The sequence below is a fragment of the Pedobacter sp. Leaf176 genome (assembly GCF_001424305.1).
GTDB lineage: Bacteria > Bacteroidota > Bacteroidia > Sphingobacteriales > Sphingobacteriaceae > Pedobacter.
In genome coordinates this window covers 107218-122752 of sequence record NZ_LMPD01000006.1, presented here as the reverse complement: position 1 = coordinate 122752, position 15535 = coordinate 107218, and the positions used below count along the sequence as shown (strand labels likewise).

Genomic DNA, 15535 nt, shown 5'->3' with positions numbered 1-15535 from the left:
TCAATGACTGATTTATTGAACGATTAAAAAACATAATCTTTAAACTTTAAAAGACGGCAAATCTTTCGGATATTAGTATTAATATGATAGTTTCTCAAAACACCCTTAAATGGGCAATGCGGCTGTATCCTCCTCTGTTTTTCCAGCGCATTTGGGTTCAGAAATTTGAAAATGATTTTAAAAGCTGCACCGTAAAACTGAATAAAAGCTTTTTGAACAAAAATTACAATGGCTCTATATTCGGTGGCACCATATATGCGGCGACTGATCCTTTTTATGCATTGTTATTCGATCAGCTGATGCAGCGAAGGGGTTTCAAAGTAAGGGTTTGGCTGAAAAGCGCTTCAATACAATACTTGAAACCGGGGCGTTCTCATTTATATTTTACCATTACGGTTACCGATGAAATGATTGCAGAAGCCGAAGAAGCTTTGAAAACCATCGGAAAATTTGTTAAAGCCTATCCAATGGAAATTACCAATAAAGATGGCGAACTGTGTGCTACCGTAATGAATGAAGTTTACATCAGAAACTTACACCAGGGCGAAACACCTCGGGTGGCTTATTAATATGCTGATATGCCAAGTATTAAAAGTTTGATTTTACAGGGTGAAGGTGTGCGGCTCGATTTTAAGAAGACCATTACCAGCACCGAAAAAATTGCGAAGAGCCTGGTTGCGTTTGCCAATAATAAAGGAGGTAAACTATTAATTGGTGTGGCCGACGATGGTACAATTAAAGGTGTAAAATCTGAAGAGGAAGAAAAATACATGATCCTGACTTCTGCACATCAGTTTTGCAGACCGGCGATTGAACCCGGTTTCGAAGAAATTTATGTAGATGATAAATTGGTCCTGGTTGTTAACATTCCGGAAAGCGATACTAAGCCACATTATGCCCTGGATGATCAGAAAAAATGGTGGGCCTACATCCGAATTGATGACAAGAGCGTTTTAGCCAGTAAAATAATTGTGGAAGTTTTAAAAAATGACCACCGGGATAAGGGCGTACTCATCTCCTATTCTGATAATGAAAAAAAACTACTCGAATACCTTGAGGAACAAGGACAAATAACGCTTAAAGGGCTCAGCAAATTGCTTCGTTGTTCTTATAGAAAAGCACAAAAAATATTGGTTAATTTAATCTTAACCAATGTAATCAGAACCCATACCTCGGAAAAGGAAGAGTATTTTACAGCGGTGAAATAAGGTATATTCTTCATTTCGGGGGATAATTTATTTATAAAAAACAATATGAGTGAGTCGCAATGATCATTGCCACATCACGGTCTTTCCTCGGCTCGCCGCCGCCGAAGAGCTCTTTCTTTTTGGCATCAAAAAGAAACAAAAAATGCCGGCTTAAAATTTTCCTTTTGAAGCCAGCTGTGCGGCCGTAGCAGTGCAACCCGAAAAATTTGTTAGGCCGGTTTAAGTAGAACGGGGATACTGTGCGATGGCCTAGCTAGATGGAAATGCAGAAATCGACAAATACCGAGTTATAATTATTTGTAGAAATCGCTAGATTAACTTTTCACAAGCCTTTCTTTTTAACGGCCAAAAAGCCGACCTTTGCAAACCTATGCTTTCTAAAATCTACACCAAATATAAACCTTACTACAAAGAAAATCTTCACCTGGCCCTGCCCATTGTTGGTTCACAGGTTGGCCATACCCTGGTACACATGGCAGACAGCATCATTGTGGGTCATTTTACCGATACTACCCAGCTGGCGGCCGTTTCGCTTGTGAACAGCATTTTTATCTTAATCATGGTGATTGGCCTGGGCATTTCTTACGGATTAACACCGCTTATCGCCCAGGAAAACGGCCGGGGGAATTATGAAGCTTGCGGAAAACTTTTATCCAATAGCCTCATCATTAATATCCTTGTGGGTATCTTCCTATATATCGTTGTGCACTTTGGTGTTTTGCTGATTATTAATAACTTAAACCAGACACCAGCTGTAGTCTTTTACGCGAAACCATATTTGGGCTTACTGTCTGTTTCAATTATCCCATTATTAATTTTTCAAACCTTTAAACAATTTGCCGAAGGTTTAGGCTTTACAAAACAGGCTATGTTTATTTCTATTTGGGGTAATGCGCTAAATATAATTCTGGGAATCGTATTCGTAAAAGGTATGTTTGGCATAAACTCGATGGGCGTAAGCGGCGTAGGCTTAAGTACACTTATCGATCGGATTTTAATGGCTAGCGTTATGGCAATTTACGTTTTACGTTCCCAAAATTTCAAAAAGTACCTGGTTAATTTTAAAGTAACATTGATTGACAAGGTGACCGCAATAAAAATTATCAAAATTGGCGCGCCCGTTGCCATGCAGTACTCTTTTGAAATAAGTGCATTTAGCGGTGCTGCTGTGCTTGCGGGAACTATTGGTGCTGTTGAACAGGCGGCGCATCAGATTGCCATCAGCTTAGCCTCGATGACCTATATGATCGCAAGTGGCGTAGCCTCAGCAGCGACGATTAAAACGGGAAATAACTTTGGTCAGAATAATTTCAACGATTTACGCAAATCAGCCATTGCCAGTTACCATGTTATTTTATTATTCATGTGCTGTACAGCTGTTTTATTTATTCTGGCGCATAACCTGATGCCCTTTATCTATACGGATGATTTAAAAGTGGTCGCAATTGCCTCCCAGTTATTGATAATAGCCGGTTTTTTTCAATTGTTTGACGGAACACAGGTAGTTGGACTCGGTGTACTCAGAGGCCTAGGCGACGTTAACATACCAACCTTTATTACTTTTTTGGCTTATTGGGTGGTTGGAATACCTGTTGGCTATTTATTGGGTTTTAAACTCGGCCTGGGTGTAAACGGGATTTGGTACGGTTTAACCTTTGGCCTGTTAACTGCCTCCATCCTGCTGTTCTTAAGGTTCCAGAATAAAACCAAAGCGCTTAATTTAAAATTATAGATTTATTTTACCGGCCATTTCACAGTCTATATCTACTGCAATGAGGTTGTATCAAAAGTAAAATTTGGCATTGAAGCTCAGGATTCTATTTCGTTTTCCCGTCATTCCCGCGCAGGCGGGAATATTAAAGCGCTTTGCAATAGCATTAGGATTCCCAATTAAATTGGGAATGACGACGTATTAAAATATAATTTGCTTTGAGCCAGCGTAAATCTTTTTAATACAGCCTCACCATTGTTTTCGGTTCGTGGAGACACGAACCGAGGCCTTGAAAGACTAATTTATAATCCTTCGACAAAATCAGGATGACAATAATTATTTCTTATTTCCCACCTACATTTACTACAACCCCTACTGTAAAGATTGAATTTCCGGCAGACATGTATTTCCTGCTTTTCAAGCCGATGTTGCTGCTTGTGGTATATTGAAGCTGGATGTTTTTACTTAAACCCATTCTCGTAAAGAAAATTGGCTCAAAGAAAATATTATCCTCTTTCGGCTGAACCACACCATTCAGAAAAAACCTGTCCATCTTTACATGGCTTATTCTTAAAGCGGTGCCATAATTAATCGGGAATTCTGCACCGAAAAGCTTCAGTGTGTTTTTACGTTTAGAACTGTAGTTAACCTGGAGAAATGACTTACGATAATCGACTTCCTGTACCTCACTGCTGATCAGCACATCATTCTTATAATCGCGGAAGGTGATGTCGCTCCAGCCCTTTCCAACGCCCCCATAAATTTCTATAATCCGGTTATTGTCTGGTCCGAAGGTATCGAAATAGCCACCCCCGATTTCGATTAGTTTATGACCGAAGTCTTTACTTTTTCTCTCATTGCTCATGGTTGAACCGCTGAAAAGTACGCCAATATGATTCGATACGGCATAAGCACCATTGATACTCGCATTACCTTTAAGTGAGATGTGCCCGCCTCCGCTAAACTCCCCTTGCTTACTCAGCATTGGTGTGTTTGGAACATTCGGCATGTAAACAGAAGAACAACTGCTGGCAAAAAGCGCTAAAACTGGGAAAGCTAAACGTAAGTATTTATTCATAGATGATTTATAAACAGATTTTCAAGTCAAAAATTGTGCTACAGTTTCATTTTCATAAAATCCATTACCCTTTTAAACTCCTCATGAAGTGTGGCTTTCAGGTGAATTTTCTCAGCAGTTTTAGGATGGATAAAACTCAATTCTGAGGCATGCAAAAGCATTGTAGTCATATTCCACTGCTCTAAAAAGAATTTATTTTGTTTGTTGCAACCATGGGTTCTGTCGCCGATGATGGGATGGTGAATGTGACTGAAATGTCTTCTCAGCTGATGCATCCGACCGGTTTTAGGAGTTGCTTCTACTAAGGAATACCTTGATGTGCTGTGTTTTCCAAAAGCAACATCAACCTCTGCCTTTTGAAGGGTTCTAAAAGAGGTAAAGGCATCCTGTATGGTTCCGTTTTCCTTTACTAAAGGATAGTCGATATCCATTTCATCAGGCGCAAATCCCCTTAATATCGCGAGGTATTTCTTTTCAGTTTCTGCATTCATAAATTGCTGATGCATAACAATTTCAGATTCCTTATCAAAAGCAAAAAGTAAAATACCACTGGTCTTCCTGTCGAGCCGGTGAACGGGGCTGACATGCTTATCCACCTGGTTACGCAGCATTTGTAGGGCAAACTCGGTGGCATCCCTTGCGATAGATGATTGATGTACCAGTAATCCGTGTGGTTTATTAATGGCAATCAGATGCTCATCCTGATAAATTATCTCCAGCATGCCGCGAAGATAAGGATATTTTTATTTTGCCGGTTTGATTCTATACTTTGAGCAATAATAGTATATCACAGGTGTGAAAATAACTGTTGGTAAGAGCCAGGCAATGTAACCAGGAAGTATTTGGTTATTTACGACCAAAAAAGCGGTTAATGCAGCAATATAGCCGGCAATCATTCTTTGGATGTGCACCATCAGCCAGGTATTGGCAGCAGCAGCTTTGCCCTTGAAGTTTTTGAAATCTGTAAGCACCATTTTTAAACCAATACCGCCGAAAACAATAAACACCACCCCAAACGTATTTTTATTGACTAAATGATAGAGACCGAAAAAGATAAAAGCTAAACCGAAAGCCAACATAAAATAAGTTAACAACCAATCAATCCATTTCGGTTGTTGACCATTAATTAATTGTTTGAGACGAAGGTACCTCGTTGCAGAAGAAACCAAATACAAGGTGAAAACCCCGACTATAAAAAGGAAATAATTAGGATGAATTATCGATAGAACAAATGCGGACGCACTTACTGTTAACATACTATAAAAGAAAATACGACCTACTATAAAATGTATTTTCCCACCCTTTTTGCCGATGATATTGATCGTTCCCGTAATTAAGCCCAGGGTTCCCGCAATGATGTGCAGCGCTAAAAATGTTTTAAACAAGATTTCCATATTGCTGTGTTTTTATTTACTGAACAATATTAAATCAGAAAATTAACATAAAATACCCACTGGGATGAATTGCATGTTTTGGGATGAAATGCAATGATTAGAGACTACAACGATCCTAAAGATTCTTTCAGGCGTTTTGTATATTGCCTGGAAACATAAACCTCATGGTCAGAGTTTTTAATTTTCAGACGATAACCTTGCGCATTGCCGATAACATTATCTACAAAATCAAGATTTACAATAAATGCCCGATGACATTTAAGTAATGATTTGTGATGCTCAATTTCACTTTCTGCTTTTGAAATGCTGCTTCGCAAAGTTTTTTTAGTAATTGAACTTCCTGACTGCATGTAAACGTGAATGTAATTGCCAACAGATTCAATAAACGCAAGCTCTGAGGCATTTAATTCGATTTGTATCTTACCGTTTTCGGAATAAAGAACTATTTTTCTACTTATTGCGGGCTTGGAAATGGGGTGATGCAAATCCTCGGTAATGGCTTTTGCTGCTGCCTTATTAGCTTTGAGTAGCTTATTTTGCCTGAGCAGCACAAGGAAAGTAATTGGTACAATGGATATAAAAGAGGTGTAAACTTGAAATGACAACAATGAATTTATATTGAAGGTTAAATCGTCTATAAAAGCAAACGTATAAGCATAATTTGCCAGACCCAGCTCAAATACGACCACAGCCGACCACAAAATGTGTTTCTTTATAGTCCAGCGATATTCAGAAAATAACCTGATTATAAAAAACAAATTGATCCCCAACACCAAAGCGGTAACCAATCCATAGCCGGCTAAAAAAAAATATTTGTGGTGCACCCTCACCGATGACAAGCCGAAAGGCTGCATCAAAAGCATAAGCAGGCTTAATCCAAAACCGATGAACAAAACTGTTTTCCAATTTTGATTGGGAATTGGATAAGGTTGTTTTAAGAAGGCTATCCATTTCATTTCACTAATCAAATAAATTAAAAGCCAATCGGTACGTATTGCAGTGCGCGTCGACGATATCTTTAATATCAGCTGAATAGCCTCCACCCATGCTCACCTGGACAGGAATATTTTTAGTCTTACATAATTGAAATACAATACCATCCCGTTCTTTACATGCATTTTTTGTTAAGGAAATTTTTCCTAGTTTATCGGTGGCCAGTACGTCAACACCGGCAAGGTAAAAAATGAAATCCGGCCTGGAACGCTCAAAGGCTTTCTTTATATTAAGTTCCAGTAACGACAAATATATTTCGTCTGAAATACCGTCACTTAAGGGAACATCAAGGCTGGAAGCCTCTTTTTTAAATGGAAAATTCTTATCGCCATGCATGGAAAACGTAAAGACGTCTGGTTCATTCCTGAAGATTTCTGCCGTTCCATTTCCCTGGTGTACATCTAAATCAATTATTAATATTCGACTTGCTAATTTTTTATTTAGCAGGCAATTAGCAGCAATCGCCTGGTCGTTCAGCAAACAAAATCCTTCACCCCAATTACTTCCCGAATGGTGTGTGCCACCTGCCACGTTAAAGGCAATTCCGTTTTGCATAGCAAACTGCGTCCCGTCTATTGTACCTTGAGTTATTCTCAATTCACGCTCGAGCAGTTGTGCGTTTAAGGGAAAACCAATTTTACGCTGCGCTTTTGCCGGTAAGGTTAAATCCTTTAATTGTGTCCAGTAACCTAAATCATGCGTTAGAAGGATCATATCCTCATCTACCGGCTCTGGGCTGAACAAATTTTCCTGCATTATCGTTCCTTCGTGCAGCAATTGCCCGGGTATTAACTCATATTTCAGCATCGGAAAACGGTGTCCTTCCGGAAGCGGATGAGCATATAAGGGATGCCAGGCAATTTTTATCATTAGCTCAAAATCTCTTCTACGTGTTTCTCAATGTTATCACAAATCTGATCTACCGGCAAATCATTTGCATCCTCCCCAAATGGGTTCTCTATTTCTTCGGCTATCAGTTCCAAACTTGCTAATACATATAGTATAAAGGGAACAATTAAAACCAGAAAATAACCCAAACTGAAAACCCATCCTATTGGAATGGTAAGTACATAAACGAAAAGAAATTTCTTAATAAAGACACTGTAAGAAAACGGAATTGGTGTGTTCTTAATTCTTTCACAGCCACCGCAAATGTCCGTAAACTGGTTTACATCGTTCGTTAAAATGATGAGTTGCTCATTTGAAATCAGTCCTTTAGACGTGAGGGCATATAACCTTGTGATCATGCTGCTTGCAATCTGATTCGGTATGTGTTTTCCGGCTTCCACCTCGATTAAAAAACTATTTTTTCCGAAGTAAAGCTTTTCACGTAAATGTTCTTTTAACGCAAATGCGTATTTTGGAATGCCATATTCAAAGAAACGCACATCTTCTTCTGGCAGGTTCAAGGCCTTTATTTTCATTGCAAAGTTGCGTGACACATTTGTGAGTGCACCTAAGAGTTTACGCCCATCCCACCACCGGTCATAAGATGTATTTGTTCTGAAAACCAGGAGCATAGAAATCACAAAGCCGAGCAGGCTATGCATTAAACCGATGTTGGTAACATAATCACTTTTGGAAAGTTTGAAAACATTAAGCTCTAAAAATGCGACAATACCGGAATAAATCGAAACACTGATCATCAACGGCCATAACTTCCTAAATGTATCCGCTTTATGAACGTTGAATATAAACGTGAACCAATCTTTGGGGTTGTAATTAATCATTAAGTTTAATTTAAAATGTTTTTGCTCAGCGCCAGCAATATTTGGCCGGTTTGGTAAATATCCTCGAATGAATTGTAAAGCGGTATGGGACACAACCGAATTACGTCAGGTTCGCGCCAATCGCCGAGCACATGTTTCTTGACTAAGCCATCGAAAATCCGCTTTCCTTTTTCTTTAGCAATAATGGATAATTGTGCGCCTCGATTTATACTATCGCTTGGCGTAATGATTTTATACTGCTCGAATCCTAAATCTACATTAACTTGTTTTACAATGAATTCAAGATAATTAGTTAAAGCAATACTTTTATTTCTTAACGGATCGATGAAACCCGCTTTTTCAAAAATTTGAAGTGAGGCATGATACAATGCCATTGGCATAACCTGTGTACAGCTTACCTGCCATCCGTCTGCTCCAGGCTCGGGAACAAATCCCTTTTCCATTTTAAAACGGTTGTTTTCCTGGTAACCCCACCAGCCAGCAAATCGGTTCAGGTTTTTATTATCAAAATGCTTTTGATGAACAAATATACCGCTTATCCCTCCTGGGCCAGAGTTTTGATACTTATAGGAACACCAGCAGGCAAAATCAACTTCCCAATCATGAAGTCTAACAGGCACATTTCCGGCAGCGTGTGCCAAATCCCAGCCTACAATTGCACCAATTGAATGGCCAGCTTTGGTTATTTTCTCCATATCGTACCACTGTCCGGTATAGTAATTAATACCACCGAAAAGTACCAAGGCAATCTCATCGGCATTTTCTGCGATTTTAGCAATTATATCATCTGTATGGAGTAGTTCTTCGCCTTCACGGGGAAAAACCTCTATAATCGATTCATTTGGGTCGAACCCATGAAACCTAACCTGGCTTTCAATTGCGTATTGGTCGGACGGAAAAGCCCCGCCTTCCATGAGGATTTTAAAGCGTTTATTTGTTGGCTGATAAAAACTGACCATGAGTAAGTGGAGGTTGACCGTTAGAGTATTCATCGGGCAAACCTCTGCCGGCAAAGCACCAACAATAGGCGCCATCAATTTCTTAAGTTCTTTATGGTAGTACATCCAAGGCGCCTGTCCATCGAACCAGCCCTCAACTGCATAATTAGCCCAGTTATCCAACTGGCCTTCCAGAGCCGACTTTGCAGCTTTAGGTTGCAAACCTAAAGAATTGCCACACAGGTATATAAATTCTTTATCATTATGCTTAGGAAACAAGAATTGACTTCTGAATTCCTTCAGTTTATCGGCCGCATCCTGCGCCTTTGCAAAGGCCAGATTATTTTCTAAATTCATAGCCCCAATATTACAAAAAAGCAGGTATTGTTTCCAATCCTGCTTTCAAAGAAGTTATTCTTTAATTAGAACTTCATGGTATCATGTTTACCTATATCAGGTGTATCACCTGTTACCACGGCTTTTAATATACTGAAAAGCACCACTATCTTGGATGAGGATGAATCCCAATACTCCGCTTCTTCAGGTGTAACCTTGATTAAAATCAGTCTTGGATCTTCAACGCCATCAGGAAACCAGGCTTTAACAAAAGGAGAAAAATAAGCTTCCTTCCTAACTTTATCGTCAACGAGTTCTGCTTTTCCCTTGACCGTTAGATAGGTATTCTTTGAAGGTTCGCTATAAGCCAGAAGTACATTGCCATCTCTGGAAATTTCTTTTGACTTTAGTGAATATTCATTGGTATAAAACCAAATGCTGCCATCATCTTCTATTTTAGCGGTACCCATTGGCCTGCTCCCGAATTCTTCATCTGCAGAAAAGGTAGTGAACATACAGGTACGAACACTTTCTGCCATCTCTTTTAAAATTGCGATATTTTTTTCGTTTTTCATTTTCTTACGTATTTGAATGAAAAACAGGATTTCAATGGAAATGTTTGGGTTCTTAAACCTTATTCGGTTTGCTGACGTATTTATTGCCTTTTACAAAAAAACGCCATGGCAATAAGGCATGCTCCTTCGCATAAGCGATTCCAACACGGGGCCCTGCCGCAATTTCTTCATCCCGGTAACGGATTTGATGGTCCTCTATCCATATTTCATCCCCTGATAAATCTTTTGCGTTAAAATCCCGGTTGATACCTAGTGCTTTTGCAGCAGAGCCGGGACCTGAAGATATTGCAGGTTTTGAGACAAGCATCCCTCTGCGCTCCTCAATTATCTCTTTACCCAATAAAGGTTCAACAGCCCTAACCAGCACCGCATGTGGATCACCTGCTTTTGAACTTACGACATTAAAGAGATGATGCATTCCATAACAGAGATAAACATAGGCCAGGCCGCCCGATGCATACATCGTTTCCGTACGATTCGTTCTTCGACCGCCATAGGCGTGAGAAGCCTTATCTTCAACTCCGAAGTAGGCTTCTGTTTCTACAATTATACCGGCGGAAATTATGCCGTCTATGTTAGTATAAAGTACCTTGCCCAGCAGGTCTTTTGCCAGCGCTACGGCATCTTCATTCAGATAATAATCGACAGGTAATTTCAATCGCTTATATAATGTTTTATTTTAACAAAAATGATATAACCTGTTCTAAATTAAATTGATCTGTTTCATCAAAATGATTTAGAAACTCACTATCCACATCAAGCACACCTATCACCTCACCGTTTTTGATCAAGGGTAATACGATTTCAGATTTAGATGCAGTTGCACAGGCTATATGCCCCGGAAATTCATCGACATCCGGAACAATTAATGTTTTCACTTGTGCCCAGGATGAACCACAAACTCCCTTACCTTTTCTAATCCGGGTACAGGCTACCGGTCCCTGGAATGGCCCTAATACAAGATCATCATTCTTCACCAAGTAAAATCCAACCCAAAACCAGTTGAATTGTTCTTTTAGTGCAGCAGCAACATTAGCCATGTTTGCCACAAAATCTGTTTCACCGGATAGTAAAGCCTCTATCTGAGGTAGTAAGGATTTATACTGTTCTGCTTTAGTCGCAGTACGGTTTATCATTAAGTCTTCTGCCATAATTGACCAGGATTAAAAGATTTTAAGATTAATAGGATTATAATTTAATAAATTAAAAGCATAAACCATTAAACAAGATTGGACGGATTTTAAGATTAATAGGATTATAGTAATACAAATCAATCTCTCCTTCACATCAACAAAGTTAAACAGGATTGTTGTAATTTAAAGTCTACAGAATTATAATTACAAAATTGTGAAAAGATAGTAAACGTAAAATCATTAGTTTTGACAACATTAACCCTATTGAGCATGATAGTCGCTTTAACCATAACAAAGTTTCGTACCCACAACATTTTATTTGCTTTTTTAGGAATGGCACTTTTGCGTGTACCCATGTGGCTGAATAAAAATTGCAGGTTCTGGAAATTAATGGGAAGTGGCAAGGATGCGCAAGTTGATTTAAAGCCTGATTTTAAGCACTGGGCAATCTTGACTACATGGGATGAAAAAGATAGTTGTGATGAATTCTACAAACATTCCTTCGTAATTAATTGGTTTAGGTTTTTTGCAATTGAAGAGTTTACCATATTACTTAAACCTTTATCATCTCATGGTTTATGGTCACGCATACAGCCGTTTAAATATAATAAAGATTATAGTGTCAAGAGCACAAGGGTAGCTGTTATAACCCGGGCAGCAATTAATTATGGAAAAGTAAAAGAATTCCGTAGTAACATAAAAAGGGCTGCAGAAGCCATGCGCAAGGCAGAAGGCTTCATACTATCTGCAGGTGTTGGTGAGAATCCCTTTTTTGACCAGGCAACATTTTCCATATGGGAAAGCCTGGATCACATGAAAAATTATGCCTATAAATCAGTTGACCATTCAGATGTTATTAAGCTTACCAGGGAACGCAAATGGTATTCAGAAGAGTTGTTTGCACGTTTCGAAATAATTGAGACCCAGGGAAGCCTTAATGGACAATCAGTTTATACCAATTAAAATTTTACTTAATCAACCAAGCCCGTAAATAGTACATGAGAGTTATCGCAGAACTTCCACATCCGGAATGCAAAATTTCCATCTTCTCTATGAACCAGAAGTACATCATTAAATTTGAACAAGGAACATTTGAACAAAGTTATAAACTTTCCGAATTGGACTTAAGCGGAGGGGGTGTTAATGATGTATTTGAAATCCTTGACGAAGAATTTATTACTACAGTTATTGAACGTTTTAAACTGATGCGCGGTGATTTTAACTTAGCCTATAAAAGGCATCAGTATTAGTATTTAATCTGAGTATTATTTTGATATACAGTAAGTTAAAGTATCATTCAGAATTTAATTTTGATTTTACAGCTGTTCAAGTTGCTAAAATTAGGCTTTATATAATACATTAATTAATATAAATTATGTTAACCAACTGATTTATAAATAATTAAATATATACACAAAATTATATTTCGCAGTCGATTTTTGCCAAATAAATGGGAGGTTTGGGATTCCAAAAACATTTTTAACTAAAATTGTCAATTGAAATGACCATATATAATTCGTGGCATTTAACTGCTATTATTGAAAGGCAATCCTTATTTGAATGAAGCGCAGCGCAATTGACAAATCTATGAAGCCAGCTATTTTATTAAAAGGATTTCTCCACTACGGTCGAAATGACGACTTTATGTATCTTCCTCTCGACGGAGCTCGCTATGCCGCCCCCTCTACTGAAGCGCAGCTGAACGGAGACATCTTTATAAATACTCTATCAAGTGTTAAGTTTAAAAGATTTTGCTTCGCTGAGCCTTCGGGTTCTCCGCTACAATCGAAACGACGAAGTATAAAACAAAAAAGTCGTAGCTTTTCACTATAACTGTTGCAGGGTAATCGTCATTTCAAATGAAGCGCAGCGTAACATAGAAATCTTTTAAGGCTAACTTTATTAAGATTTCTCCACTGCGGTCGAATAAGTATTAAATATTGCGAGCGATTATTAGCCTTTAACTTTTAACAGATGAAATCACGATATCGTGAACCACCACCCGATACCAGTTTTTAGAAAATTTCTCAACAGCATCTAAATGTGTTTTATCATCCTGGTAAGCGTTGTGGTCCTCAATACTATTAAAAGTAATGGTAAGCGCATAAGTGAAAGAATTATCTGTTACAGGACGAACCGGCGTATTTGCAGCCAATCCATAGTTCAACGTCTTAACGTACTTGATAGGCTTTAAGGCCTCAAAGAATTCTGTGAAACCTTCAATTTCGGCTTTCGTTAACTGGGGCTTTAACCAAAACATTACAAAATGTTGTACTTGTCCTTTATCTGCAGTTTTAATTTCTGTCATGGATTTTAAATTTATTTAAATATAGACTGATTTTTTGAGACACAAAAAAAGCGGTCATTAAAATGACCGCTTCTAATACGCTAATTAATATACTAGTTTTTCGGTTGTACGCGACCAGATTTTCTGTCTTCGCCTCTACCGATTAAGTAACCACCTCCAGCACCGGCTAAACCACCGATAATGGCACCACGACCTTTTTTCTTATCAATTAATGCGCCACCTACTGCACCTGCAGCGGCACCAATTACAGTACCTTTTGCTGCATCACTCCAACCCTGTTTTTTCGCAGTTGGTTGTGTACCTCCATATGAACTAGTGGTACTGCTACCTGAACTTGCGTAAGACCTTGACGACCTTGCACCTGCTCTTCTTGCAGCTGCTAATTCAGCTTGTCGTTGTGCTTCTTCAGCCTGTTCCTTTTTTACAAGTTCTGCTTTCTTAAAGCTGTCTAATCGTAAACTATCTTTAACCGCTTTTACGGCTAACTCTTTCTCTGCCTGTTGCTGTTTAAGTGCTGCCTCTTCTTTTGCTTTGTTGTTACAAGCAAACATTACTGAACTAAGTGCTAACACTACGAATATCTTTTTCATAACTTTTAATTTTTTCACTACTCTTTCTTAGCTACCTAACCTCACTAAGAATTTTCATTTGGGATGTATGATTTAGTTAATTACAGGTACTAAAGAAAAAATGATGCCAAAATGTTTTAGATATCTGAAAATATCAGAATAAATCAATGTACCAGAAGCCAGTCTCTATCTCTTTTCCGAAATTTGAGTTGTCTGTATCGCCTTCAATAGAAGGCTTTTTATAAGTCCTGAATACAGTCTCTCCCTGTTGGAACACAACTTTTACTTTAAAAACCGGACCTTCAAAAGCGAAAGTATGAAATTCTCCGTTTTCGCCACAAGGATCTATTTCAGCTGGCAATTCATTAATCAAATCATTATCAATAATTTTTCCACAGATGGATTTTAAGCTTTGTTGTGCGCAAACAATGATTGTTTTATAGTTCAGGTTAATAAATTCATCTATAAGTTGGCGCGTATCTTTTTTCCAGAGCGGAAAAATTGCTTTTAGACCAACTTCTTCAAGTTTATTTTCACGATAGGTCCTTAAGTCTTCAAGAAAGATATCACCAAAAATAGAATGTGTTATGCCTTCAGCCTTAAATTTTGCCAGATGCTGGCGCATAACTTCGTCGTAGGTATCCATGTCGGGCATTTCAGGAAGCCTGATTTGATACAATTCAATACCAATACTTTCAGCTTGTTTAATCAGCAGCGCCTCCCTTACACCATGCATTGAAACGCGATTGTATTTTTCTGTTACCGTTGTGACAAGGTATTTAATTTCTATAGAGGGATCTTCTAAAGCATAATGAAGCGCGAGGGTGCTGTCTTTACCTCCGCTCCAATTAAATATGCAACGCTTTCTAATGGCCATTTAACAGAATTTCTTTCAGTTCAGCAACACCATCTACTGCCCTTTTTTCTATGTTAATAGTATTTTTATAACGCCGAATGTCTGGTGTTTTAGGATCAATTATATACTTGGGGGTTGATGGTAGAACAAAATCAATCAATCCGGCTGCCGGATACACCGCTAATGAGGTCCCGATTAAGACAAAAACATCTGCTTTGCTGCAAATTTTTGATGCGACTTCGATCATGGGTACTGATTCTCCAAACCAAACAACATGAGGTCTTAATTGGGAGCCCAGCTCACAAAGCTCACCCATTTTAATTTCCGTTCCTTCAATTGGATAGGTTAAATCTGCTTTTATGTCGGATTGCGACTTTGTGATGACGCCGTGTAAGTGTGTAACCTTCGTAGAACCCGCCCGTTCGTGCAGGTCATCTATATTTTGTGTAATAATTTCAACATCAAAATACTTTTCAAGCTCAGCTAATATTTCATGCCCACGATTGGGTTTTGCTGCCAGAACCTGAGATCGACGTTCGTTGTAAAACTCTTGTACCAACATAGGATTTCTTTCCCAGGCTTCCGGGGTTGCTACGTCGTATACATTATAACCCTCCCAAAGACCATCAGAATCGCGAAATGTTTTTAAGCCACTTTCGGCACTAATCCCTGCTCCTGTTAAAACAACTAACTTCATAAAATTAAA

At 38.6% G+C, this 15535-nt stretch carries 19 protein-coding genes; 5 read left to right on the top strand and 14 right to left on the bottom strand.

Annotated elements, in window-relative coordinates; all coding sequences use genetic code 11:
* Positions 1–83 precede the first annotated feature (83 nt).
* The 3 genes from ASF92_RS16615 to ASF92_RS16605 all read left to right on the top strand — a co-directional run bounded on the left by ASF92_RS16615 (position 84) and on the right by ASF92_RS16605 (position 2940).
* Complete coding sequence (locus tag ASF92_RS16615) at positions 84–569, top strand: PaaI family thioesterase (RefSeq protein WP_056095781.1); 486 nt, start codon at positions 84–86, stop codon at positions 567–569.
* A 9-nt stretch (positions 570–578) separates the two neighbouring features.
* Positions 579–1208, top strand: coding sequence for a helix-turn-helix domain-containing protein (locus ASF92_RS16610; RefSeq protein ID WP_056095777.1), 630 nt, complete (start codon positions 579–581; stop codon positions 1206–1208).
* A gap of 370 nt (positions 1209–1578) precedes the next feature.
* Positions 1579–2940 (top strand): MATE family efflux transporter, encoded by a 1362-nt coding sequence (locus ASF92_RS16605; protein WP_056095774.1) that lies wholly within the window; start codon positions 1579–1581, stop codon positions 2938–2940.
* 322 nt (positions 2941–3262) lie between these two features.
* Here the strand turns inward: ASF92_RS16605 and ASF92_RS16600 are convergent, their stop codons facing one another.
* From ASF92_RS16600 to ASF92_RS16555, 10 genes are all read right to left on the bottom strand, one after another.
* A complete protein-coding gene (locus ASF92_RS16600) occupies positions 3263–3997 on the bottom strand; it encodes a hypothetical protein (protein WP_056095771.1) in 735 nt (244 codons plus the stop codon).
* Positions 3998–4035: 38 nt separating this feature from the next.
* Positions 4036–4719, bottom strand: a complete 684-nt coding sequence (locus ASF92_RS16595) for a pseudouridine synthase (RefSeq protein WP_056095768.1) — start codon at positions 4717–4719, stop codon at positions 4036–4038.
* 21 nt (positions 4720–4740) lie between these two features.
* Positions 4741–5391, bottom strand: a complete 651-nt coding sequence (locus ASF92_RS16590) for a hypothetical protein (protein ID WP_056095765.1) — start codon at positions 5389–5391, stop codon at positions 4741–4743.
* A gap of 104 nt (positions 5392–5495) precedes the next feature.
* Complete coding sequence (locus ASF92_RS16585) at positions 5496–6347, bottom strand: LytTR family DNA-binding domain-containing protein (protein WP_056095762.1); 852 nt, start codon at positions 6345–6347, stop codon at positions 5496–5498.
* Positions 6348–6351: 4 nt separating this feature from the next.
* Positions 6352–7254, bottom strand: coding sequence for a histone deacetylase (locus ASF92_RS16580; protein ID WP_056095759.1), 903 nt, complete (start codon positions 7252–7254; stop codon positions 6352–6354).
* Positions 7254–8114 (bottom strand): bestrophin family protein, encoded by an 861-nt coding sequence (locus ASF92_RS16575; RefSeq protein ID WP_056095756.1) that lies wholly within the window; start codon positions 8112–8114, stop codon positions 7254–7256. The genes ASF92_RS16580 and ASF92_RS16575 overlap by 1 nt, the downstream gene beginning before the upstream one ends.
* Positions 8115–8119: 5 nt before the next feature.
* Positions 8120–9409, bottom strand: a complete 1290-nt coding sequence (gene kynU / locus ASF92_RS16570) for a kynureninase (protein WP_056095753.1) — start codon at positions 9407–9409, stop codon at positions 8120–8122.
* 65 nt (positions 9410–9474) lie between these two features.
* Positions 9475–9963 carry a pyridoxamine 5'-phosphate oxidase family protein gene (locus ASF92_RS16565; protein WP_056095750.1) on the bottom strand — a complete coding sequence of 163 codons (489 nt, stop codon included), beginning with the start codon at positions 9961–9963 and terminating at the stop codon, positions 9475–9477.
* 52 nt (positions 9964–10015) lie between these two features.
* Positions 10016–10621 carry a DNA-3-methyladenine glycosylase gene (locus tag ASF92_RS16560; RefSeq protein WP_056095747.1) on the bottom strand — a complete coding sequence of 202 codons (606 nt, stop codon included), beginning with the start codon at positions 10619–10621 and terminating at the stop codon, positions 10016–10018.
* Between the two features lie 16 nt (positions 10622–10637).
* The gene (locus tag ASF92_RS16555) at positions 10638–11114 is read right to left on the bottom strand and encodes a GAF domain-containing protein (protein ID WP_056095745.1); all 477 of its coding nucleotides are present in this window, start codon (positions 11112–11114) and stop codon (positions 10638–10640) included.
* Positions 11115–11342: 228 nt separating this feature from the next.
* Between ASF92_RS16555 and ASF92_RS16550 the strand changes: the two genes are divergently transcribed.
* Entirely contained in the window at positions 11343–12059 is a 717-nt protein-coding gene (locus ASF92_RS16550; protein WP_231729847.1) for a DUF3291 domain-containing protein, read from the top strand.
* 35 nt (positions 12060–12094) lie between these two features.
* Entirely contained in the window at positions 12095–12346 is a 252-nt protein-coding gene (locus ASF92_RS16545; RefSeq protein ID WP_056095739.1) for a hypothetical protein, read from the top strand.
* Positions 12347–13056: 710 nt separating this feature from the next.
* Here ASF92_RS16545 and ASF92_RS16535 read toward each other — a convergent pair.
* From ASF92_RS16535 to ASF92_RS16520, 4 genes are all read right to left on the bottom strand, one after another.
* Positions 13057–13404: a Dabb family protein gene (locus ASF92_RS16535; protein ID WP_056095735.1), complete on the bottom strand. Its 348-nt coding sequence runs from the start codon at positions 13402–13404 to the stop codon at positions 13057–13059.
* Positions 13405–13496: 92 nt separating this feature from the next.
* Positions 13497–13994 (bottom strand): YMGG-like glycine zipper-containing protein, encoded by a 498-nt coding sequence (locus ASF92_RS16530; RefSeq protein WP_056095731.1) that lies wholly within the window; start codon positions 13992–13994, stop codon positions 13497–13499.
* Positions 13995–14127: 133 nt separating this feature from the next.
* Positions 14128–14850 carry a diphthine--ammonia ligase gene (locus ASF92_RS16525; protein WP_056095728.1) on the bottom strand — a complete coding sequence of 241 codons (723 nt, stop codon included), beginning with the start codon at positions 14848–14850 and terminating at the stop codon, positions 14128–14130.
* Entirely contained in the window at positions 14840–15526 is a 687-nt protein-coding gene (locus ASF92_RS16520) for a Sir2 family NAD-dependent protein deacetylase (RefSeq protein WP_056095726.1), read from the bottom strand. Before ASF92_RS16520 ends, ASF92_RS16525 begins: the two co-directional genes overlap by 11 nt.
* Between the last annotated feature and the right edge of the window lie 9 nt (positions 15527–15535).

Excerpts from the sequence above, each read along its gene's own strand:
- ASF92_RS16615 (WP_056095781.1), top strand. The coding sequence starts at position 84 with ATGATAGTTTCTCAAAACACCCTTAAATGGGCAATGCGGCTGTATCCT.
- ASF92_RS16610 (WP_056095777.1), top strand. The coding sequence starts at position 579 with ATGCCAAGTATTAAAAGTTTGATTTTACAGGGTGAAGGTGTGCGGCTC.
- ASF92_RS16605 (WP_056095774.1), top strand. The coding sequence starts at position 1,579 with ATGCTTTCTAAAATCTACACCAAATATAAACCTTACTACAAAGAAAAT.
- ASF92_RS16600 (WP_056095771.1), bottom strand. The coding sequence starts at position 3,997 with ATGAATAAATACTTACGTTTAGCTTTCCCAGTTTTAGCGCTTTTTGCC.
- ASF92_RS16595 (WP_056095768.1), bottom strand. The coding sequence starts at position 4,719 with ATGCTGGAGATAATTTATCAGGATGAGCATCTGATTGCCATTAATAAA.
- ASF92_RS16590 (WP_056095765.1), bottom strand. The coding sequence starts at position 5,391 with ATGGAAATCTTGTTTAAAACATTTTTAGCGCTGCACATCATTGCGGGA.
- ASF92_RS16585 (WP_056095762.1), bottom strand. The coding sequence starts at position 6,347 with ATGAAATGGATAGCCTTCTTAAAACAACCTTATCCAATTCCCAATCAA.
- ASF92_RS16580 (WP_056095759.1), bottom strand. The coding sequence starts at position 7,254 with ATGATAAAAATTGCCTGGCATCCCTTATATGCTCATCCGCTTCCGGAA.
- ASF92_RS16575 (WP_056095756.1), bottom strand. The coding sequence starts at position 8,114 with ATGATTAATTACAACCCCAAAGATTGGTTCACGTTTATATTCAACGTT.
- kynU (WP_056095753.1), bottom strand. The coding sequence starts at position 9,409 with ATGAATTTAGAAAATAATCTGGCCTTTGCAAAGGCGCAGGATGCGGCC.
- ASF92_RS16565 (WP_056095750.1), bottom strand. The coding sequence starts at position 9,963 with ATGAAAAACGAAAAAAATATCGCAATTTTAAAAGAGATGGCAGAAAGT.
- ASF92_RS16555 (WP_056095745.1), bottom strand. The coding sequence starts at position 11,114 with ATGGCAGAAGACTTAATGATAAACCGTACTGCGACTAAAGCAGAACAG.
- ASF92_RS16545 (WP_056095739.1), top strand. The coding sequence starts at position 12,095 with ATGAGAGTTATCGCAGAACTTCCACATCCGGAATGCAAAATTTCCATC.
- ASF92_RS16535 (WP_056095735.1), bottom strand. The coding sequence starts at position 13,404 with ATGACAGAAATTAAAACTGCAGATAAAGGACAAGTACAACATTTTGTA.
- ASF92_RS16530 (WP_056095731.1), bottom strand. The coding sequence starts at position 13,994 with ATGAAAAAGATATTCGTAGTGTTAGCACTTAGTTCAGTAATGTTTGCT.
- ASF92_RS16525 (WP_056095728.1), bottom strand. The coding sequence starts at position 14,850 with ATGGCCATTAGAAAGCGTTGCATATTTAATTGGAGCGGAGGTAAAGAC.
- ASF92_RS16520 (WP_056095726.1), bottom strand. The coding sequence starts at position 15,526 with ATGAAGTTAGTTGTTTTAACAGGAGCAGGGATTAGTGCCGAAAGTGGC.